The sequence below is a fragment of the Achromobacter sp. 01N37 genome (assembly GCF_056399725.1).
The window spans coordinates 148405-168942 of sequence record NZ_JBFTRX010000011.1; the positions used below are offsets into that span (position 1 = coordinate 148405).

At 63.8% G+C, this 20538-nt stretch carries 22 protein-coding genes and 1 tRNA gene; 10 read left to right on the forward strand and 13 right to left on the reverse strand.

From position 1 onward, the window contains the following. Window positions 1–35 precede the first annotated feature (35 nt). Both pstB and AC1DSJ_RS21780 read left to right on the forward strand, forming a co-directional pair. Window positions 36–812, forward strand: coding sequence for a phosphate ABC transporter ATP-binding protein PstB (gene pstB, locus AC1DSJ_RS21775; RefSeq protein ID WP_006221056.1), 777 nt, complete (start codon window positions 36–38; stop codon window positions 810–812). 131 nt (window positions 813–943) lie between these two features. After that, window positions 944–1020 (forward strand) — tRNA-Pro (locus tag AC1DSJ_RS21780). Window positions 1021–1118: 98 nt separating this feature from the next. Here AC1DSJ_RS21780 and AC1DSJ_RS21785 read toward each other — a convergent pair. Both AC1DSJ_RS21785 and AC1DSJ_RS21790 read right to left on the reverse strand, forming a co-directional pair. Beyond that, a complete protein-coding gene (locus AC1DSJ_RS21785; protein WP_441372125.1) occupies window positions 1119–1718 on the reverse strand; it encodes a thiamine pyrophosphate-dependent enzyme in 600 nt (199 codons plus the stop codon). Continuing rightward, on the reverse strand, window positions 1718–2254 hold the full coding sequence (locus tag AC1DSJ_RS21790) for a phosphonopyruvate decarboxylase (protein WP_441372126.1): 537 nt from the start codon (window positions 2252–2254) through the stop codon (window positions 1718–1720). Before AC1DSJ_RS21790 ends, AC1DSJ_RS21785 begins: the two co-directional genes overlap by 1 nt. A 77-nt stretch (window positions 2255–2331) precedes the next feature. On the opposite strand from AC1DSJ_RS21790, the gene AC1DSJ_RS21795 reads away from it, so the two are divergent. After that, the gene (locus tag AC1DSJ_RS21795; RefSeq protein ID WP_441372127.1) at window positions 2332–3303 is read left to right on the forward strand and encodes a LysR family transcriptional regulator; all 972 of its coding nucleotides are present in this window, start codon (window positions 2332–2334) and stop codon (window positions 3301–3303) included. A gap of 303 nt (window positions 3304–3606) precedes the next feature. Beyond that, window positions 3607–4569, forward strand: coding sequence for a tripartite tricarboxylate transporter substrate binding protein (locus AC1DSJ_RS21800; protein WP_441372128.1), 963 nt, complete (start codon window positions 3607–3609; stop codon window positions 4567–4569). A gap of 167 nt (window positions 4570–4736) precedes the next feature. On the opposite strand, the gene AC1DSJ_RS21805 is transcribed toward AC1DSJ_RS21800, so the two are convergent. The 4 genes from AC1DSJ_RS21805 to AC1DSJ_RS21820 all read right to left on the reverse strand — a co-directional run bounded on the left by AC1DSJ_RS21805 (window position 4737) and on the right by AC1DSJ_RS21820 (window position 7821). Beyond that, window positions 4737–5645, reverse strand: coding sequence for a DNA/RNA non-specific endonuclease (locus AC1DSJ_RS21805; protein ID WP_441372129.1), 909 nt, complete (start codon window positions 5643–5645; stop codon window positions 4737–4739). Window positions 5646–5750: 105 nt separating this feature from the next. Continuing rightward, window positions 5751–6353 carry a LysE/ArgO family amino acid transporter gene (locus AC1DSJ_RS21810; protein ID WP_054427929.1) on the reverse strand — a complete coding sequence of 201 codons (603 nt, stop codon included), beginning with the start codon at window positions 6351–6353 and terminating at the stop codon, window positions 5751–5753. A gap of 118 nt (window positions 6354–6471) precedes the next feature. Continuing rightward, window positions 6472–6723 carry a hypothetical protein gene (locus AC1DSJ_RS21815; RefSeq protein ID WP_054427928.1) on the reverse strand — a complete coding sequence of 84 codons (252 nt, stop codon included), beginning with the start codon at window positions 6721–6723 and terminating at the stop codon, window positions 6472–6474. A gap of 189 nt (window positions 6724–6912) precedes the next feature. After that, window positions 6913–7821 (reverse strand): LysR family transcriptional regulator, encoded by a 909-nt coding sequence (locus tag AC1DSJ_RS21820; RefSeq protein ID WP_441372130.1) that lies wholly within the window; start codon window positions 7819–7821, stop codon window positions 6913–6915. A gap of 112 nt (window positions 7822–7933) precedes the next feature. Between AC1DSJ_RS21820 and AC1DSJ_RS21825 the strand changes: the two genes are divergently transcribed. The 3 genes from AC1DSJ_RS21825 (at window position 7934) to AC1DSJ_RS21835 (ending at window position 11242) form a co-directional block, all read left to right on the forward strand. Continuing rightward, window positions 7934–8890 (forward strand): hydroxymethylglutaryl-CoA lyase, encoded by a 957-nt coding sequence (locus tag AC1DSJ_RS21825; protein WP_441372131.1) that lies wholly within the window; start codon window positions 7934–7936, stop codon window positions 8888–8890. Between the two features lie 26 nt (window positions 8891–8916). Further along, window positions 8917–10143: a CaiB/BaiF CoA transferase family protein gene (locus AC1DSJ_RS21830; RefSeq protein ID WP_441372132.1), complete on the forward strand. Its 1227-nt coding sequence runs from the start codon at window positions 8917–8919 to the stop codon at window positions 10141–10143. A gap of 112 nt (window positions 10144–10255) precedes the next feature. After that, window positions 10256–11242 (forward strand): tripartite tricarboxylate transporter substrate binding protein, encoded by a 987-nt coding sequence (locus AC1DSJ_RS21835; protein ID WP_175171485.1) that lies wholly within the window; start codon window positions 10256–10258, stop codon window positions 11240–11242. A 15-nt stretch (window positions 11243–11257) separates the two neighbouring features. Here AC1DSJ_RS21835 and AC1DSJ_RS21840 read toward each other — a convergent pair whose 3' ends face one another. Beyond that, a complete protein-coding gene (locus AC1DSJ_RS21840) occupies window positions 11258–11482 on the reverse strand; it encodes an HP1242/YdcH family protein (protein ID WP_054427923.1) in 225 nt (74 codons plus the stop codon). Between the two features lie 254 nt (window positions 11483–11736). Between AC1DSJ_RS21840 and AC1DSJ_RS21845 the strand changes: the two genes are divergently transcribed. After that, window positions 11737–12885: a sterol desaturase family protein gene (locus tag AC1DSJ_RS21845; protein ID WP_476760392.1), complete on the forward strand. Its 1149-nt coding sequence runs from the start codon at window positions 11737–11739 to the stop codon at window positions 12883–12885. An 18-nt stretch (window positions 12886–12903) separates the two neighbouring features. On the opposite strand, the gene AC1DSJ_RS21850 is transcribed toward AC1DSJ_RS21845, so the two are convergent. The 6 genes from AC1DSJ_RS21850 to AC1DSJ_RS21875 form a co-directional block, all read right to left on the reverse strand. Beyond that, on the reverse strand, window positions 12904–13629 hold the full coding sequence (locus AC1DSJ_RS21850; protein WP_175171486.1) for an anti-sigma factor: 726 nt from the start codon (window positions 13627–13629) through the stop codon (window positions 12904–12906). Then, on the reverse strand, window positions 13626–14195 hold the full coding sequence (locus AC1DSJ_RS21855; RefSeq protein WP_054427920.1) for a sigma-70 family RNA polymerase sigma factor: 570 nt from the start codon (window positions 14193–14195) through the stop codon (window positions 13626–13628). The genes AC1DSJ_RS21850 and AC1DSJ_RS21855 overlap by 4 nt, the downstream gene beginning before the upstream one ends. 154 nt (window positions 14196–14349) lie before the next feature. Then, window positions 14350–14913, reverse strand: a complete 564-nt coding sequence (locus tag AC1DSJ_RS21860; RefSeq protein ID WP_054427919.1) for a DUF3455 domain-containing protein — start codon at window positions 14911–14913, stop codon at window positions 14350–14352. A 140-nt stretch (window positions 14914–15053) separates the two neighbouring features. Then, complete coding sequence (ycaC, locus tag AC1DSJ_RS21865; RefSeq protein ID WP_054427918.1) at window positions 15054–15677, reverse strand: isochorismate family cysteine hydrolase YcaC; 624 nt, start codon at window positions 15675–15677, stop codon at window positions 15054–15056. A gap of 117 nt (window positions 15678–15794) precedes the next feature. Next, window positions 15795–16766 (reverse strand): LysR substrate-binding domain-containing protein, encoded by a 972-nt coding sequence (locus AC1DSJ_RS21870; RefSeq protein ID WP_441372133.1) that lies wholly within the window; start codon window positions 16764–16766, stop codon window positions 15795–15797. A 97-nt stretch (window positions 16767–16863) separates the two neighbouring features. Then, window positions 16864–17829 carry an AraC family transcriptional regulator gene (locus tag AC1DSJ_RS21875; RefSeq protein ID WP_175171488.1) on the reverse strand — a complete coding sequence of 322 codons (966 nt, stop codon included), beginning with the start codon at window positions 17827–17829 and terminating at the stop codon, window positions 16864–16866. A 319-nt stretch (window positions 17830–18148) separates the two neighbouring features. On the opposite strand from AC1DSJ_RS21875, the gene AC1DSJ_RS21880 reads away from it, so the two are divergent. Both AC1DSJ_RS21880 and AC1DSJ_RS21885 read left to right on the forward strand, forming a co-directional pair. Further along, a complete protein-coding gene (locus tag AC1DSJ_RS21880) occupies window positions 18149–19195 on the forward strand; it encodes an aldo/keto reductase (protein ID WP_342067545.1) in 1047 nt (348 codons plus the stop codon). A 101-nt stretch (window positions 19196–19296) separates the two neighbouring features. Next, window positions 19297–20526 carry an SMI1/KNR4 family protein gene (locus tag AC1DSJ_RS21885; protein WP_441372134.1) on the forward strand — a complete coding sequence of 410 codons (1230 nt, stop codon included), beginning with the start codon at window positions 19297–19299 and terminating at the stop codon, window positions 20524–20526. Window positions 20527–20538 lie beyond the last annotated feature (12 nt).

Sequence of the window (20538 nt, forward strand, 5' to 3'; positions counted from 1 at the left end):
GGCGCGCGTGGCGCGCCGGAGCCAAGGGAAAAAAAATGGAAAACACCGCTACCGCCGTCAAGAACAAGATCGAGGTCAAGAACCTGAACTTCTACTACGGCAAGTTCCATGCGATCCGCAATGTGAACATGTCGATCCAGGAGAAGAAGGTCACGGCCTTCATCGGCCCGTCGGGCTGCGGCAAATCGACCTTGTTGCGCACGTTCAACCGCATGTTTGAGCTGTATCCGGGTCAGCGCGCCGAAGGCGAAATCATCCTGGACGGTGAGAACCTGCTGACGGCCAAGACCGATATTTCGCTGATCCGCGCGAAAGTCGGCATGGTGTTCCAGAAGCCGACGCCGTTCCCGATGAGCATCTACGACAACATCGCGTTTGGCGTGCGCCTGTTCGAACGCCTGTCCAAAGGCGAGATGGACGAGCGCGTGGAATGGGCCCTGAGCAAGGCGGCCCTGTGGAACGAAGTGAAGGACAAGCTGCACCAAAGCGGCAACAGCCTGTCGGGCGGCCAGCAACAGCGTCTGTGCATTGCGCGCGGCGTGGCCATCAAGCCGGAAGTGCTGCTGCTGGACGAGCCCTGCTCGGCGCTGGACCCCATTTCCACCGCCAAGATCGAAGAGCTGATCGCCGAACTGAAGAACGACTACACAGTCGTGATCGTGACGCACAACATGCAGCAAGCCGCACGTTGCTCGGACTACACCGCCTATATGTACCTGGGCGAGCTGATGGAATTCGGCCAGACCGACCAGATCTTCGTGAAGCCGTCGCGCAAGGAAACCGAAGACTACATCACGGGCCGTTTCGGCTGATTGCCAGCATCCATGCAAAAAGCGCGCCACATCGGCGCGTTTTTTTTTGGTGGTCAGGAGCGCTGCACGGTGGGCGTGGCGCCCGGTGCGGCTCCCGCAGCGGGTGGGATTCTGGTATAGTCTGCACCCTTCGGGGCGTAGCGCAGCCTGGTAGCGCATCTGCTTTGGGAGCAGAGGGTCGTGAGTTCGAATCCCACCGCCCCGACCAAAAAAATTCAAGGGCTTACGCTTTTAAAGCGTAAGCCCTTGTTCATTTCTGCGGCGCCATGGGTACCCCTATAGGTACCATCGACGCGCCGTCGTGTCTCAGAATGTCGGCAAGTCCAGGGCGGCCCGAAACCGGTTCTTGACGTGGACGCCATCGCGCGGTGGCAGCGCACGCGCCGGTTCGTCGGGCAGGATGAACACCTGCGCGAATGCCACGCCGCGCCGGGCCTTCACCCGTTCTGCGACCTCGCTCGCCTGATCCGTTTCGCGGACGCTGAAGGCATCCTTGATGCCGAACCCCCGCGCCACCGCCACCAGGTCGGTGCCCAGGCTGGTGTGGCTGCGCTGCATGCCGGTTTCGCCGAAGTGGCCGTTGTCCAGCACCACGATCGTCAGGTTCTTCGGCTGTTTTGCGCTGATGGTGCCCAGGGTGCCGACACCCATCAATTGTTCGCCATCCCCCGTTATCACGACGACCGAGCGCTGGGGCTGCGCCAGCGCCAGCCCAAGTCCCATTGCCGCGGCGCCGCCCATGGCGCCCCAGAGATAGAAGTTGTGGTCCCGGTCGCCGGCGGCAAAGACGTCATAGGAAGGCGACCCCAGGCCGGAAATGACCAACGCATCAGGAGCAGCGGCGATCAGTTGCGACACGAAGGCGCGGCGCTCGACGGCGCCGGATGCGTTTACGTTGCTCGACATCAGTTGCGCTCCCATTTCTTGCGTCCGATCAACGTCTGCGAAAGCAGTACGGCCACCTGTTCGCCCGCCAGGAAGGCGGAATCGAGCGCGGCGCTGACGATCTCGCCGACCTCTTCGGGTTTCGAAGCCCGCAGCACCGTGATGCCCATCAATTCCAGCGCCTGCTGGGTCGTCTTGCCCATCGGCCCCTGCCACGGATTGAACTCGGCATACTCACCGCGCATGGTCACCAGCGTCAGGAAGGGAAAGTTGCAACTGCGCAGCAACGAAAACATGTTCACGCAATTGCCCACGCCGCTGCTTTGCATCAGCAGCGCGGCGCGCTGGCCGCCAAGCCACGCGCCGCTGACCACCGCCACGCCCTCTTCTTCCGTCGTCAGAACAACGTCGTTGATGTCAGGGTCCAACTGAGCCTGCCGAATGGCGTAGGCATGGCCGGCGTCCGGCACATAAGCGATCTGGCGGATACCGCCGGATTTCAAGGCGTCAAACACGGCTTGCTGCCAAGCCGGCGCCTCGGTAGTGGTCGAAGTCATGGTCTCTATTCCCAGGGGCTGAGTACTTCAATCCATCTTATATCGCTATAGAATTGCCAACTAAATAGAATTATTTGATGGATCTCATCACCCATCTGCATACCCCGGAGGCATTGATGGACCTGAAGCAATTGAAGGCGTTCGTGACGGTGGCGGAGACCGGCAGCGTGACCAGCGCCGCGCGTCTGCTGAACATCGTGCAGCCGGCGGTCTCGCGCCAGTTGAAGCTGCTGGAAGATGACATCGGCGCGCCGCTCTTTACTCGCGGCCGCCTTGGGATGGAGCTGACGGATGCCGGCAAGACGCTCGAGGACTACGCCCGCCGCGCCTTGAACGAGCTGGATCGGGCGCGGGCCGAGATCCGGCCGTCCAGCGGGACCGTGGGAGGCATCGTTACCGTCGGCCTGTTGCCCAGCACTGCGGACATGCTGTCCAGCGCGTTGCTAAGCGCGGTGACGGCCCACTACCCGGGCATTCGCCTGCGGCTGACGGCCGGCTATGCCGGGCACCTGCAATCCTGGCTGGAAACCGGCGACGTGGACTTTGCGCTGCTCTACGACTCCAAGCCAAACCCTGCCTTGAAGTTCCGGCCATTGCTGGAAGAAAGCCTGTGGTTCGTGGGCCCGCCGGCAAGCGGGCTGGACAAGCACAACCCCGTGCGCATGGCCGACATCATCGGGCGTCCGCTGGTGCTGCCGAGCGCGCCGCATGGCCTGCGCTCGCTTGTGGAGCAGGCCGCGCGCGCGCAGGAAACGGATCTGCATATCGTGGCGGAGACCAACGCGATGAGCGTGCAGAAACGTCTGGTGCTGGACGGCCATGGCTACACCATCCTGCCCTCGATTGCGGTGGCGGACGATGTGGACCGGAGAATCCTGGCGGCGGCTCCGGTCGTCGACCCGCTTCTGGTACGTCGCATTGTGCTGGCGCAGCCCGCCACGCGGGCAGTGGCGAATTCTGTGCACTGCGTCATGAACGAACTGATCCAGTGCGCGCGCGACGCGGTCCGGCAGGATCGCTGGCCTTCCGCGCAATGGCTCGCCAAATAGCCCGTCGCCGCGCCATCTCCCGCTGTGATCATATCCATCACGAAATTCTATTTATTAGGCATTTTCATAACGGATTAATCTGGGTCAACCCGATTCATCGCGGTTCATCCACACACCTCCCCGACACGCCAACGAGCAAGAGGGAGGGGCTACCAAGGAGACAAACATGCGCTTTCCCATCAGGCTTTGGGCGTTCGGCGCCCTGGCACCCGCGCTCTGGGTCCACAAGCCGGACCGGTATCGCCCGCTCATTTGGGGCGGCGAAGGACTCCACGGCGCACAGCAGCCGGTGGGGGAGACAGCATGAAAGCACTTACCTTGACGCGGTTTTTCGCGGCCGGAGCGCTGGCGTTGGTTGCCAACACAGCCTGCGCCGCCTGGCCGGATGATCGCCCGATCGAGCTAGTGGTAGGGTTTGCGCCCGGCGGGGGCACGGACGTCATGGCCCGGTTGGTGGCGCAGCACTTGGAGAAGCGCCTGGGCACGAATGCGCGGATCATCGTCATCAACAAGCCCGGCGCAGGCGGGGAGATCGCGGTGCGCTACGTCGCGGCGGCAAAGCCGGACGGCTACACGCTGGGCATGATCAACGCTCCGGGCTTCGTGTACCTGCCCCTGCGCAAGGGCGCGAAGTACAAGCCCGAAGATATCCGCCTTATCGCCCGCCTGGTCGACGATCCGCTGCTGTTCATCAAGCGCCGTGGCTCCATCGCGCCGGACGATCTGCCGGGCTTGGTGCAAAAGCTGAAGCAATCGTCTGAATCGCTGTCCTTCGGGCACAGCGGCGACGGCACGACGGGGCACCTGGCGCTAATGGACCTGGAGCGCAGTCAGGGCGTGCGAGGCAACAGCGTTCCGTTCAAGGGCGGCGGTGACATCCGCTTGGGCGTGCTGGGCAATCACATCGACTACGGCCTGATCACGGTCAGCGAGGTGCCGGAGCTGAACGATCCGAACGGTCCCTTCGCGGCCATCGCCATCACCAGCGACAAGCGCCACAACGGAACCATTCCCACCGCCGCAGAGGCCGGCATTGCGTTGCGATACTCGTCAGAACGGGGCATGGGCGGGCCGGCGAATCTGCCCGCCCCGATCCGGGACAAGCTGGAGCGGGCACTTCAAGACACGTTGAATGACCCCGCCTTCCTGGCCGCGTCCGGTCGCGACGCGGCGGTGCTTGCATTTCAGCCGGGCGAGCAATGGAAGGAAAGCCTGGACCGTCAAACGCTGATGTTCAAGGCCGACGAGGCTCCCTTAGCAAAGTAGCGGGGCAACTGATCTTGCCGGCTTTTCTTCGGAATTGTCGGTGGGATCAGTTGGGGATTGCAGGCCGCCTTTCCCGACTTTCCAGGTTCGTCGCTGTGCATCGCAGCACATATGTGCGTTCCTGACACCCTCCACATGCACCCCCTGCCGTCAGTCATTGCTCCCTGTCATCCCCCCGCCGGCAACAACTGCATCCCCGTTCTTCTCACGAACTCGTCATAGCTGATCGGTGCGCTTTCTTTCGTGCTGGCGCTGTTGGCCTGCCAGTGCACCCAGGAACGCCCGGTTGTGGCGTCGTAGACCACTTTGAAAATGTGGCTGGGCACGGCGACGCCGAAGCCGATCGACCTGGGTTTGTCGTCGTAATAAGGCCCGGTGTACACGTACACATCGCCTGCGGCGCGCATCACGTATTTGCGGGTGTCTTGTTCGATGCGGCTCCAGGGGCCTGCGTTATGCGTCTGGTCCTGCGGCACCATGTTGGCCAGCGAGAAGCTCTGCGCCATCGTCTCTTTGGAATACATGTCGCCGGCAGGCGCCATGTGGCCGCGCGAGTATCCCGAGCCTTTGTAGTCGTCCAGGGCGGCGCGTTCGCCGCTGGGCAGGCGGGCTTCAGGGAAGAACTTGTCGGTGCGCTGCAAGCCTTGGGCCTGCGTCAGCAGCTTTCTGTTCAGCCGTTCTGCCACGAATACGGGCGTCTTCGTCTGGCCGTTGTGCAAGATGGCAAAGCCCGAGAAGCATAGCTCTCGCAGCGCCTGCTTTGTCGGCACGACGGGCATGTTGCCCTTGGGGAAGAACTGCGGGCATTCCGCGAACCGGGTGTGGGTCTGCGATCCGTTGGGAACGGCGGCGGGCGCGTACGTTTCTTGGGCCGGCCATCCCAACCGCGCCAGGATGGCGTCGGGCGAAAGTTGCACGGGCCATTTGGGCTGTAGGACGTAAGTGGCGGCGCCAAAGCTGGCGAGCGACGACAGCAGTAGCGCTCTAAGAAAGCGAAAGCCGCGGCTTGCGGTTTTTGTGTTGGCCCGGCTGGCGGGGCGTCTCTTGGTGGGTGCTGATTTCTTCGCGCGCGTCATGCTGCCTGTGTGTTGCGGGCCGGCGCCTGGTGGTCGAGCGGGTGGCCGATGCCATCGGATTGTAGATGACTGCGGGCACCCGCAAGAGGCGGGCTGCGACCCGCGTTACAGCACCAGCTTTAATCCGATGGCGAACATTGCAACGCCCACACACGCGTCAAGCACGCGCCACGCTTTGGGGCTGGCGAACCATGGGCGCAGTAGTCGCGCGCCAAATCCCAACGTGAAGAAAAACACGAACGACGCCGACATCGCGCCCAGCGCAAAGGCCACTTTTTGCCCTTCGTACTGGCTGGAGATCGACCCCAGCAACACCACGGTGTCCAGATACACGTGCGGGTTGAGCCAGGTGAATGCGAGGCAGGCCGCTAGCGTCGCGGCGAGCCCGGCGGTTTGTTTGGCTGACGGCGACAGGCTGTCGTGCTGGGTGCGCAGGGCGGAACGCAGGCTGCGGGCGGCATAGACGAACAGGAACAGCGCGCCGCCATATCGCATGGCGGGTTCCAGCCAGGGGAGGGTGTCAGCGGCGAATCCGAATCCGGCTACGCCTGCGGCAATCAGGATGGCGTCGGACAGCGCACACGTCAGGCAGACGGCGAACACGTATTCCTGGCGCAGACCCTGGCGCAAGACAAAGGCATTTTGCGCGCCGATCGCCAGGATCAGGCCAAGGCTGAGCAGAAAGCCGGGAATGAAGGCGGTTGTCATGGCGAACCCTGAATTCAAAGGGCGACAGACTAGCCGGTGTTGCGTCGTTAGAAAAACTAAATAGCCTAAAGCTTGTTTAGTTTTCCTAAATAGATGGAATTCGTCGGACGTGCGGCGTTCAATGCCGCTGCTTGCCGGGCGGCGTTGCGGTCAGGTTTTGCAGTTGCTGTTGTAGCGATTGCAGCAGCATCTGAATCTGCTCGGACGTCAGCGCGTAGACGCGGCCGCGCTTGGCTTCGTCGGGCGTTTGCGTGGCCTCGGTAATGAAATCCAGCCGAACCAGCAAGGAATCGTATTCCGCGATGGGCATCATGGCCCACCCCGTGACCGGCAACACCGGTTCGCCTTCCTTGAAATCTCTGTCCAACATGTTGACGCCTCTGGTGTTCACCCGGACAAGGTTCCGGGCGGTGGCGATTCTAGTTGTTCAGCAAAATGTAAGCAATCGGCGGAGTGTCTGGCTGAGTTTCAGCGCCGGATTTCAGCCCGGCATTTCCGCCCAGTTTTTCAGCCCAGCATTTCCGCTCCGGATTTCAGCCCAGTATTTCAGTCAGACATTTCAGTCCCTCTGACGCCCGGCCTCCACCAGATGGTCCAGCAACAAACTGGCTGCGGCCGACAAGGCGTTTTCGTCGCGCATGCAGATGGCGAAGCGGCGGTGGCTCCAGGCGTCGTTCAGCGGCAGCACCCGCAGGCCATGGGCCATGGCGTAGGGCGTGGCCACTTCAATGGGCGCCACGCTGATCGCCAGGCCGGCCAACACCACGCGAAAGGCCGAGTCGAAGTTGCTGACGGTCACCCGGTGCCGCAGGACGTGGCCGCTTTGGCTGGCGGCCGTTTGCAGCATGCGCAATACGGCGCCGGCTGCCGGCATGTTGACGTGTTCGTACGCCAGCGCCTCTTCAAACCAGACGGTGTCGCGTTGGGCCAGGGGGTGGCCGGGCGCGGTGACCACGGCCAGCCGGTCGCCCCGGTAAGGGCGGGTGGCCAAACCGTGGAAATCGGCGGCGTCCCAGCAGATGCCCAGACTGGCGATGCCGCCTTTGACGTCGCGCACGACGTCCTGGCTGACGCGCTCTTCCATGTCGACGCGAATGTTGCGATGGGGGGCGGCCTGAAGAAAGGTGGCAATGTCTTCGGCCAGCGACTCGGCCAGCACCGATGCGGTGGCCAGAATGCGGACCTGGCCTTTGACGCCGCTGGCATAGGCCGACATATCGCGTTCGATGCGCTCCGAGCTCGCCAGAATGGCGCGCGCGTGTTCCAGCAGCGTCTCGCCGGCTTCGGTGGGTTCAACGCCCCGCCGCTTGCGCGTCAACAACTTGGCGCCGACGGTGTCTTCCAATTGCGCCAGCCGTTTGCTGATGGCCGAGCCCACGATGTTGGCGTGCTGGCCGGCGCGCGCGATGTTGCCCGTCTCGCAGACCGAGATGAAGAGCCTCAAGGTGGTGATGTCCAGGTCACGCATCGCGCGCTGCCTTGTGAAGTTCCGATACGGAATATTAGACGTTCCTAAATAGCGCTGGTGAGCGAAACCAGAATATCTAAACTGGCAGTTCCTTGATCTGGTTCCGGCTGCAATGACAACCCTTTCCACGTCCTCCTGTCTTCCGACTTCCGCAACCGTGCGCGAAGTGGGCCTGCGTGATGGGCTGCAAAGTCTGCCGATTGTGCTGCCCACGCAGACCAAATTCGAATGGATCGACGCCGCCTATGCCGCCGGTCAGCGCGAAATCGAGGTGGGCTCGTTTGTGCCGGCCAAGTTGCTGCCGCAACTGGCGGATACCGATGCGCTGGTGTCCTACGCCAAGCAGCGGCCGGACCTGTTGGTGTCGGTACTGGTGCCCAACTTGAAAGGCGCGGAACGCGCGATCGCCAGCGGCGCGGACTTGATGCTGGTGCCGCTGTCGGCCAGCCATGCGCACAGCCTGGCCAACTTGCGCAAGACGCCCGAAGACGTGGTGGCCATGGTCGGTGAAATCCGCGCGGCGCGCGATGCGGCCGGGTCGGCGATGCTGATTGAGGGCGGCGTCGGCACGGCGTTTGGTTGCACGTTGCAGGGCGAAGTCCGGGCGGACGAGGTCTTGCGGCTGATGCAGGCGCTGCTGGATGCCGGCGCTGATCGCGTCAGCCTGGCCGATACCGTCGGCTATGCGGACCCGGCGTCAGTGCGGCGTCTGTTTGAACAGGCGCGCCGTATCGTGGGCGACCGCCTGTGTTGCGCGCATTTTCATGACACGCGCGGGCTGGGGCTGGCCAATGTGCTGGCCGCGCTTGAGACCGGGGTGTCGCGTTTTGATGCCTGTCTGGCGGGCATCGGCGGGTGCCCGCATGCGCCGGGCGCCAGCGGCAACGTCAGTACCGAAGACCTGGTGTTCATGCTGGAAAGCATGGGCATCGCAACGGGCGTGGACATCAGCCGCTTGCTCGCACTGCGCGAGGCTGCGGGCCGCTGGTTACCGGATCAGCCCCTGCATGGCGCGCTGTGGCGCGCTGGCCTGCCCAAGACCTTTCCTTCCTACGCGGGCGCAGTTTGAACGCGCCCGCCACACTGAGTTTGCCCATGTCACACGCCATTGAAGACCCCCCCGTTTCCACACCCGCTCGCACCTTGCCGCTGGCCGGCCTGCGCGTCGTGGAATTCACGCACATGGTGATGGGCCCCACATGCGGCATGGTGCTGGCCGACCTGGGCGCCGAGGTCATCAAGGTTGAACCGGTGCAAGGCGACCGCACGCGTCATCTGTTGGGCGTGGGGGCGGGCTTTTTCCCCATGTTCAACCGCAATAAGAAGAGCATCGCGCTGGATATCCAGAGCCCGGCGGGGGCAGCGGCTGCGCGCAAGCTCGCGGCCAGCGCCGACGTGGTGGCCGAGAACTTCCGGCCAGGAACCATGGCGAAGTACGGGCTCGACTACGCGTCGCTGGCGAAGGACAACCCCCGCCTGATCTATGTCAGCCACAAGGGGTTTCTGCCCGGGCCTTACGCCATGCGCACCGCGCTGGACGAGGTGGTGCAGATGATGGGCGGGCTGGCCTACATGACCGGCCGCCCGGGTGACCCGGTGCGCGCGGGCACCAGCGTGAACGACATCATGGGCGGCATGTTCGGCGCCATCGGCGCGATGGCGGCGTTGATCCAGCGCGGCATTACGGGGCGCGGGCAAGAGGTGCAGTCGGCGTTGTTCGAGAACAATGTGTTCCTGGTGGGCCAGCACATGTTGCAGTACGCGATCACCGGCCAGCCGTCTGCGCCGATGCCCGACCGCGTCTCCGCCTGGGCGCTGTACGACGTGTTTACCGTGAAAGACGGCGAGCAGATTTTCCTGGCGGCGGTGAGCGATGCGCAGTGGATCACCTTTTGCGACGCCTTCGGTTTTGATGACCTGAAGCGCGATCCCGCCTTGGCCACCAACAACGATCGCGTGCGCATGCGCCACACCTTGCTGGCGGATCTGCGCCAGCGCTTGGGCGGTTATCGGGCGGCGGAATTGGCGCAGGTGTTCGAACGCATCGGCCTGCCGTTCGCACCCATCGTGAAGCCCGAAGAACTGTATGACGACCCCCACCTGCGCGCGACGGGCGGCCTGGCCGACATCCGTTTACCCGACGGCGAGCGCGCCGGCCAGATGGCGGGCGCGGCGCTGTTTCCGCTGATGATGGACGGGCAACGCCTGGGCGTCAGGCAACACCCGCCTGTGTTGGGCGCCGATACGGATGCGTTGTTGTCGGGCTTGGGCTATGACGCGGGTCAGATTGCGGCGATGCGCGAGCAGGGCGCCGCGGCATAAGGCAGGCAGCCCGACGCGCGGGGTTGCAGTAGGGCGCGCGATGCAAGATTGAAGTTGCTGTATGGAAACGGCCGCGCCAGTCGGCCGATACGAAAACCGATAGGAGACAAACATGAACCATCAACGCGCTGGCTGGAGCCGCCGTCAGATGCTGGGAGCGCTGGGCGCCGCGATGCTGGCCGCGCCTGCCATGACGTGGGCGCAGGACGCGCGCCCGGTGAAATTCATTCTGCCCGTGGGCGTAGGGTCGGGCGTGGACACGATTACCCGCGCGGCGGGGCCGGCATTGACTACCGCGCTGGGGCATACGGTCGTGGTTGAAAACCAGCCCGGGGCGGGCGGCATCGTTGGCACGTCGGCGCTGGTTCGCTCAACGCCAGACGGCTACACGCTAAGCATGCTGTCGAACAATCATGTGATCTTTCCCAGCGTGTACAAGTCGTTGCCGTTTGATCCGCTGAATGACATTACGCCGATCAGCATGATTGGCATGACGCCGTTCCTGCTGGTGGCGAATCCGAAGAACATTCCTGCCCGCAATATCAAAGAGCTGACCGCGTTGCTGGCCGCGCAGCCGGGGCGGTACAACTACGCGTCATCGGGCAATGGCACGATTTTGCATCTGGCCGCTGAAATGTATGTGCAGCAGGCGGGGGTCAAAGCGCGGCATATCCCTTACAAGGGCGTGGGTCCGATGATGGCGGACCTGATCGGCGGGCAGGTGGATTTTGGGGTGTTGTCGCTGCCGTCGGTGTTGCCGCAATTGAAAAGCGGCGCGCTCAAGGCGCTAGGCGCCTGTGGCGGTGAGCGCATGGCGGCGCTGCCGGATCTGCCCACGGTGCGCGAGCAGGGTTTGGCGGACTACGAGATTGGGGGATGGTTTGCCGCGGCGGGCCCGGCGAAGTTGCCGCCCGCCGAAGTGCGCCGCATCTACGATGCACTGGGGCGGGCTTTCAACACGCCAGAGGTCAAGCAGGCGATGGCGACGCAGAACAACAAGATCCTGTTGATGCCACCGGATCAGACGGTGGCGTACTTCCGCTCCGAAATGGCGAAGTACGCGGCGGTCGTCAAAGGCGCGGGCTTGGAGCTGATGTAAACCGCGCGGGGCGGGTCAGCCTCCGTTCTGGTCCGCCGCTTTCAGCAAGCCATACAGCTTGTCTTTCAAGTGCAGCTTTTCCTTCTTCAGCACTTCAATGTTCACGCCCGAAGTCGGCACGATGCCGTCTTCCATATTTTGAATTTCCTGGTCCAGATCGTTATGCCGTTGGAACAGCGCGGAAAAATGCGCGTTCTCGGATTTCAGTTGAGTAATGAGTTGGCGATATTCAGGGAACATTGGGGCCTCTCTTAAGTGAACTGATTGACGGGACCGACGGCGCGTCGGGTAGCGCACGCGTCAGCGTCATTTCCATGACACGCCAACGCCTGCGCGTTGTCAACCAAGCGCCGGGCGCGTCAAGTGACAGAAATTGACGCCGCGCAAGGGCCCGCGCGGCGCCCGCAACTCTGTCTCTTATGCTCACGTTTCATTACAAGGCCAATTTTTCCTGGCGATACACTCGCTTCCCCGTGGTTAGCCATAGAAGTGATATGAAACAGCGCGCGCCTATTCATCGGCAAGTCTTTGAACTTTTCAGGCAAGACGGGCGTATTCACGCTGGCACCGGCATGATGAGCGGCGTGATAGCGCTGTTTCTGGCCATACTTTCCGTGCTGGGCGTATTGGCATTTCACTTCCCGGCCTACCTGACCACGCCGGAATTGCGCAGCTTCTATTCCGTCGAAGCCATGCGCACGCTGCTGTTCACCGCGCTGCTGGTGTCCGGTTCCATCGCGCTGGCCAACACCATTCTGGGCCGCCAGCGCTGGCTGAACATTTCCGCCTTCGTGCTGGTCTGCTGCGCGGTTGCGGCAGGCGGCAGCCAGGTTGTGGTGACCACGACGAACACGGGCAACCATCCTTATCTGGGCCTGGACTGGTTCATTCTGGACTTGCTGGCTTCCAGCACGGTCTTCATCATCTTCGAAAAGCTGACGCCGCTGTATCCGGGGCAACCGGTGTTCCGGGGCGAGTGGCAGGTGGACATGAAGCACTTCCTGTTCAACCACCTGTCGGTGGGGGCGGTGCTGCTGTGCATCAACTTCTTCATTCACCGGCTGTTCTCGTGGGCGGCGTACGAGCCGCTTCAAGCCGCCATTCAGTCGATGCCGTACTTGCTGGAACTGTTCGTCGCCGTGCTGGTGGCGGACCTGGCGCAGTACGCGGCGCACCGGATTTATCACGAGGTGCCGTTCATGTGGCGCTTTCATGCCGTGCACCACAGCACGCGCACCCTGGATTGGCTGGCGGGTTCGCGTCTGCATATCGTCGAGCTGCTGATCACGCGCGTGGCCGTGCTGGGCGTGCTGTTCGTGCTGGGCTTTTCGAAAGCGGTGCTGGACGCCTACATCATCATCGTCGGCTTCCAGGCGGTGCTGATTCACTCCAACGTGAAACTGCCGTGGGGCTGGCTGCGCTACATCATCGTGACGCCGGACTTCCATCACTGGMATCACTCGTCGGACACCGAAGCCATCGACAAGAATTACGCCGCGCATTTCTCGTTCATCGACTACCTGTTCGGCACCGCCGTGCTCGGCGTGGGCAAGCGCTTGCCCGAGAACTACGGCATTCTGGACAACGACATGCCGGGCACGTTCCTGGCGCAACAGGCGTATCCGTTCGCGCGCAAGAAGTAGGGCGCCCCCCCTCATTCCCTACAGCATCTTCACCGCGCGTCCGATGAACTGGATCGGACCCGTCGGCTTGCCGATAGGCGAACCGGTCTTGGGCTCAAGCGTCAGCTCGAAAAGCTGGTTGGGTTCCAGCGGCGGCAGCTTATCCAGCGGGATGATGACCGGTTCACCCGGCTTGATCAGGCCGAGYGACACGGGGCCGGCCCAGCCGTCTGCCTTCGTCCAGAATTCCAGCGCACGATCAGGCGGCACTTCGGTTGCCGCGATCGGCACCAGTTGCACCGCGCTCTGGCCAGCCTGCGCTTGCACCACCCAGCCGGGCGCCTGCGATTGCGGCGCAACCAGCACCACCACATACTGCGGCGCACCGGGAATGGCGGCGGGGCGCAACGCCAAGGTGCTGCCCAGAACCAAGACGGCGGCAAGTCCTCCGGCCGCCAGACTGCGCCAGAAGTTCAAGCTGTTCCATAGTCCGGCCGCGCGCGGCGCGGCGGGGCGCGCGGCGGCTTGGGACGCGTCCAGGGTACGAAGGATGCGCGGCCACAAGCGGCTGGAAGGCTCAACGGGTTCGGACAAGTTGGTCAAGGGCAGCAGCCTGTCTTCCCAGCGGGCGACGGCCTCGCGCAACGCGGCGTCGTGCATCAGACGGGCTTGCACGTCGCGGCGCTGCGCCGCGGACAAGGTGCCCAGCACATACTCGCCGGCAAGTTCGTCGCGGTCATCTTGAAAATCTTGCGGGGCGCTCATGCCAGGCACTCCTTGAGCGCTTGCAGGCTGCGCTTGATCCAGGCCTTGACGGTGCCCAGCGGCGCGCCCAGGCGCTGCGCGATTTCGCTATGCGACAGCCCTTCCACATAGGCGTGCAGCACGCAATTGCGGCGCACGGGTTCCAGTTGTTCCAGGCAAGGGCCGATCTGGCCGGCGCTGGCGCGCCAGTCGAAGGCGTCGCGGGTGTCTTGCCAGGCGTCGATGGCGTCGCGGGCGTCAAGCGCCGCAGCGGTGTCGTCGTCGACATCGGTTTCGCGTGCGGTGTCGCGCAGCGCGTTCAGCGCCAGGTTGCGGGTGATGCTGTAGAGCCAGCCGCGCCCCGAGCCGCGCGATGCGTCGAAGCTGCCTGCCTGGTTCCAGATCTTGACGAAGGCGTCATGCACGATGTCCTCTGCCCAAGCGCGATCGCGCAGCAGTCGTTGGGCCACCCCCAGCAGGCGTGGGCCTTCTTGCCGGTACAAGGTTTCCAGTGCGGGCCGATGGCCGGCCGCGCACGCCTTGATAGCCGCGTCGTAATCAAAATCCTGGGTCTGGCGATTCGGCATGCGATAGCAAGGGAAAGGTCAGTAGGAGGCGGCCGCGCGCATGACGCACGCGCGGCAAGGAATCGCGCCATCTTACCGGACTCTTTCCCGCCGCCGGCCCGCCGATACGATCGGCTGACCGGCGGCCAGAGACATCTGGGTGCGCAGCCCCGCCTTAGTTCGCCTTCCAGAAAATGTAGTCGGCCTGGTACGGCACCTGGCTTTTCTGGCCGACGGTCGCCGGCGTGCAGGGCGTTTTCGGCGCCACGCCGCCCTTGAGCGCCACGCGCTGGATATAGGTCACGCCCGTCAGCGCGCCCGCGCCCATGGCGGGGTTGGCCTTCACCAATTGATAGGGCAGGTTGCCATCGCCGGCCGGGGCCACGGCCACTTGCGTGCCGGTCAGCTTGGAGCCGTCCATGGCCTCCCACGTGGCGGGCGGGCCGTAGTACGTGCCCACTTGTTTGCCCTGGCGGTCATTCAGCACGGCCTTGGGGCCGGCAAAGACCCATTCCGTCTGGCTCTTCATGTCGGCTTTGGCGCGGCATTCGTAGGTGATCTCGCCCACGCCCACGGTTTCCCAGGCGACCTTGTTGCCGGCTGGCACTTGAACGCTGGCGGGCAGGCTGGCCTGCGAATAAGCCATGGACTTCGAGCTCATCGTGCCGCAAGCGGCAAGGAGCGACACGGCGAACAGGCCGGCAACGGTGGGAAGGCGATTCGAACGTTGGGTCTTCATGAGCGGTCTCCAGCGACGTGAAAGGTCTGTAGACGACGCGCACGATGCGCGCCGGTACAGGTACTACACGCGGGAGGCCGAAACGGATGCAGGCCGGATGCAAATATTTTTGCATCCGGCCTGTAGGGGGGGAGATCCGCTTACTTCGCGGCCTTGGTCGAGTACGACGCCATCAGGTTGCGGTAGTCGGGAATGTGGTTGGCGAACAGCGTACCCAGGCCTTCCACGTCATTGCGCCAGTCGCGATGCAGTTCGCACGCCACGCCGAACCACGACATCAGCTGGGCGCCGGCCTGCTCCATGCGGCTCCAGGCGGCGTTGCGGGTGACTTCGTTGAACGTGCCCGAGGCATCCGTCACGACGAACACGTCAAAGCCTTCTTCCAGGGCCGACAGGGCGGGGAAGGCGACGCACACTTCGGTGACCACGCCAGCGATGATCAGCTGCTTCTTGCCGGTGGCCTTGACGGCCTTCACGAAGTCTTCGTTGTCCCAGGCGTTGATGTTGCCGGGGCGGGCGATGTAGGGGGCGGCAGGGAATTTGTCTTTCAGTTCTTGAACCAGCGGGCCGTTGGGGCCGTCTTCGAAGCTGGTGGTCAGGATGGTGGGCAGCTTGAAGTATTCGGCCAGATCGGCCAGCGCCAGCACGTTGTTCTTGAATTGGTCCGGTTGGAAATCACGCACCAGGGAAAGCAGGCCGGCTTGGTGGTCAACCAGCAGGACGGCGGCTTCGTTCTTGTCCAGTTTCACGTAGGGCTTGGTCATGGTTTGCTCCGTTATGTCTTCAGGTTTTGGTGCGCGGTGTTGCGCGGTGAGTGCATGAACAGAATTCTAAATACAAGCCAATGGCCCCGGTAGAGGGTGAAATCGTGTCTCAGCGTTCTATAAATCGGACGATGGGGGCACTCCCTTGGGGGATGAAATGCCGTGGCGCAGTTGCGTTTGCGTTTCGCGCCGGGCGTTTTCACGATACTCCGCGCTCATGAAATCCAGTAGTTCGCGCACCGCAGGTAACAAACCCCGCCGCGACGGGAAAACGGCATGGACGGCCCCGGGCTCGGGGTGCCAGGGCGCGCCCACCGGCACGAGCGTGCCGGCGTCCAGTTCTTCATGGATCATCATCAGGGGCAAGGCCGCCGCCCCCACACCGCGCAGCGTGGCCTGCTTTAACGCCAGCATGTCGTCGGTGACAAGCCGGGGCGTGAACGGCACGTTCTGCCGCTGGCCATCAGGGCCATCCAGCCGCCACAGGCATTCGCGCTGCTCGGTACCCAGCGCCAGCGTCGGCAACTGGCTGATCTGCGCGGGGTCGGCGTTGGGGGGCAAGGTGCCCGCAAGAGCCGGGCTGGCGACCAGGCTCTGGCAGCTCATGCCCAGATGTTTCATTACCAGGTCGCTGCTTTCAATGGGGCCGAAACGCACGCGCACAGCCAGGTCAAAGCCTTCGCGCAGCACGTCGACCGAGCGCGAAAAACTCTTCAGATACACATGCACCTTGGGGCACTTTTCCATGAAGCGCGCCACCACGTCACCCAGAAAGTAATAGATCAGCGCGGGCGGGGCGCTCATGCGGATGGTGCCTTGCGGTTCGGCGTGCGTGCGGTCGATGACATCCTGCGCGGCTTCGGCGCCCGCCAGCATCGACAGGCACTGGTCGAAATATTCCTGCCCCAGCTCGGTCACGGCGAAGGTGCGGGTGGACCGCTGGATCAGGCGCACGCCCAGGCGTTCTTCCAACAGGGCGATGCGGCGGCTAAGGCGGGATTTCGGAATATCCAGCGCGCGGCCGGCGGGGGCAAAGCCCCCATGTTTCACGACCTGGACAAAGTAGTAGAGATCATTCAAGTCGTGCATGAGCTTCCCGCAGTTTCCGAATTAAGACGTAGCGGGGAGCATATAACGCCCCCGCGTCTTCGGGCGGAAAGCGGCGGGGCTAGGGGTCCGAACGGGCCTAGGCGGCTGCGCCGGCTGACTCTTCCTTCCAGCGCTGCTTGTCGCGCAGCGGCGGGGTGCCGAACAAGCGGCTGTATTCGCGGCTGAATTGCGATGAGCTCTCGTAGCCCACTGCGTGCGCGGCCAGCGCCACGCCGGCGTCATCGCTCAGCATCAGCCGGCGCGCTTCCTGAAGCCGCAGATGCTTCTGGTATTGCAGCGGGCTCATGGCGGTGGCCTGCTTGAAATGGTGATGCAGAGACGACACGCTCATGTGCACGTCGCGCGCAATCTCTTCCACCCGCAGCGGCTGCGCATAGTTGTCGCGCAGGATGCGAATGGCCTTGGCCACGCGGTTCAACTGGCTGTCTTGCAACACCGACTGGCGCAGCACCACGCCCTGGCCGTTCATCAGCAGGCGGTACAACAGCTCGCGCTTGATCATGGGCGCCAGGATGGGGATGTCGCGCGGGGTGTCCAGCAAGCGCAGCAGGCGCAGCACCACGTCCAGCAGGCAGCCGCCCAGCGGGTTCACGCACAGCGCCCGCGCCGCTTCGGCGGGCACCAGCGGCGGCAGGTTTTCGTCGCTGATCAGTTCGGCGATCTCTTCGGGGTTCAGATCCAGCCGCAATCCCAGGTAGGGCAGGGTCGGGCTGGCGACAGACACCTTGGCCACCACGGGCAGGTCCACCGACGAGATCAGATAGTGGAAGGGGTCGTACTCAAAGCTCTCGTCGCCGATCAGCAGGCGCTTGGACCCCTGGGCAATGACTGCCAACGCGGCTTTCTGCAAGCCGGGCTTGGCGCCCGTCGGCTGCGACAGGCGGTGCAGATACAAGCCCTCGATAGGCGTATCCAATGAACCTTCCAAGTGGCCCGTCATCCGGTCCAACGTGCACAACAGTTCCCGGCGGGCCGGTTCGACGGCGATGTCCAGGGCGGCGGCGCTGACGGAGTCTCCCGGTCGTTCGGTAGTAATAGGCATGTGGGCTCCGAAGGGCGAGTCGCCCGCGCGGGCGGGCCGGCGGCGCAACAGGGGGGTGGGTGCGCTCCAGTGTATGCGCGGCCGGAACGCGCTGCACAGCGCCTTTTTCCGGGTGTGGAGAAATGGGCAAAAAGTTTGGAGGATCGGGCGCATGCCTGATCCTGCACGGCGGCTGCCAGAGAATCAGGCAAAAAAAGGGCAGGATCAAGCAGCGCAATCGGATGGGCGGCGACGCATACTGTCAGCACCCCGGCAAGCAGGCGCCCGGCGTCCCATCCCGGGGCGCGCGGCCCGGCGACGCCCCTGAAGGAGTCCCATCATGCGATACAAGAAATTTGGCAGTACCGGTCTGTTCGTCTCGGAACTGTGCCTGGGCACCATGACCTTTGGCGGCGAAGGCGAGCTGTGGAGCAAGATCGGCAACCTGCAACAAGAGGACGCCAACCGCCTGGTCGGACGCGCCCTGGATGCGGGCGTCAACTTCATCGACACGGCGGATGTGTATTCCGAAGGCCGCTCGGAAATCATCACGGGCCAGGCGCTGCGCGACTTGAAGGTGGCGCGCGACGATGTGGTCATCGCCACCAAGGTGTTCGGCCAGACCGGCGCCGGGGTGAACGCGCGCGGCAACTCGCGCTTTCATATTCTGGATAGCGTGAAGAAGAGCTTGTCGCGCTTGCAGCTGGACCATATCGACCTGTATCAGATCCATGGCTTCGACCCCGCGACGCCTGTCGAAGAAACCGTGCGCGCGCTGGACAATCTGGTGCAGCATGGCCATGTGCGTTATGTGGGCGTATCGAATTGGGCGGCGTGGCAAATCATGAAGGCGCTGGGTATTGCCGAACGCTTAGGGCTGGCGCGATTTGAATCGCTACAGGCCTACTACACGATCGCCGGCCGCGACCTGGAGCGCGAACTCGTGCCCATGCTGCAAAGCGAAGGCGTCGGCCTGATGGTGTGGAGCCCGCTTGCGGGCGGTTTGCTCAGCGGCAAGTATGGCCGTGATGGTTCGGCCGAAGCCGGCAGCCGCCGCGCCGCTTTCGACTTCCCGCCCGTGGACCGCGACCGCGCCTACGACAGCATCGACGCGCTGAAATCCGTGGCCGATGCGCGTGGCGTGTCGGTTGCGCAAGTGGCGCTGGCATGGCTGCTGCATCAGCAAGTGGTCACCAGCGTCATCATCGGCGCCAAGCGCGTGGACCAGCTGGACGACAACCTGGCCGCAACGGGCATCAAGCTGACGCAAGACGAGCTGGCCGTGCTGGACAAGGTCAGCGCGCTGCCGCCGGAGTATCCCGGCTGGATGCACGTGCGCCAGGGCGAGTTCCGCCGCAAGCAGCTGCTGGAATCGGGCGCCGCGTAAAAAGCAAAAAGGGCGGCGTCATCTGGACGCTTCAGCCGGCCATCTTAATGGGATGGCCGGCTAGTAGAATCCAGGGCAGCTTTCACTACCGACGATGCCCGATGACCGACCCGTTTTCCCCCGACGATGTGCGCGTTTTGCGCGAACACGGCATTGCACTGTTCGCCGGCCGCGTGCTGATTGCGGTGCAGCCGCCCTTGTCAGACGCGCGCATTGCGGAAATTGAATCCGCCTGCGCCGGCCCCTTGCCACAAGCTTTGCGCGACCTATGGCGCCTGACTGCCGGCGGCGAGCTGGCCTACGACTTGCGCGCGCAAATGGACGACAATGAAGAGGCGTTGAGCTGGTCTGAACTGTTCTATGACGGCAGCGACCACTATCGCGATCTGCAAGGCTGGATCGAACACGAACAAGAGTGCGCGGAAGAGGCCGCCGCCGAAGACGGCGAGACCTGGAACGGCACGCTGCGTTATCTGCCGATTGGCGGTTTTGAATACTGCGACCGCATCTACGTGGCGACGGAACCCGGCCCCCGCGCAGGCAGCATCGTTGCCTGGAAGCAAGGCCTGCCCGGCTGGACGCACGCGCTGCAACAAGATGGCATTGCAACCATTGCGCCGGATCTGCTCGCCGCCTTCGCCGCGCTGAGTCTGGAGACAGACCCCGAAGACGACGTGGATAGCCCCGGCGTGCGCGTGCTGGAATATGTGGATGAACGCGTGTCGGACCATGGCATGCCGCAAGCGCTGGCCGATGCGCTCGTCGCCTATTACCGGCGTGCGCTGGTGGACTGGCGTGCGCCGCTTGCGGCCGGCACGCTGATGGAATCGCCGCGCTTGGCCGGCCTGGCCTTGCAGCATGCCTTAAGCAACGATGATGCGGCGCTGGTGCGGCAGCTGGCGGACCAGGGCATGCGTTTCGACCAGCCCTTGCGCGGCAGCGCCAAGCCGGTGGATGTGGCGCTGATGCAGAACGCGTACGCCGCCGCCGATGCCTTGCTGCAGGCAGGCGCAGCGGTCAGCCCCACGGCCATCCATCGCTTTGACCGCAAGCCTTCGGCGGCACTCGTCAAGCGGCTGCTGGCGCAGGGCGCCCAAGCCGATGCGTTGGGGGTGGCCCGATGCGTGGCCTGCGGATCGCCCGAGGCCGCGCGTCTTGTCGCGGCGGCCTGCGCAGACGATATCGCCACCGCGTTTGCGGACGTGCGCGATTCCATGGCCAACAGCTACCAGGAAGACCTGCGCCGCGTACGCGCAGGCAACCTGAGCCATTACCTTGGCGCGGATGGGCTTGCCGAACGCGTGGCCAACCTGCGGGATTTTTCGCTATGACGATGCCTGGCG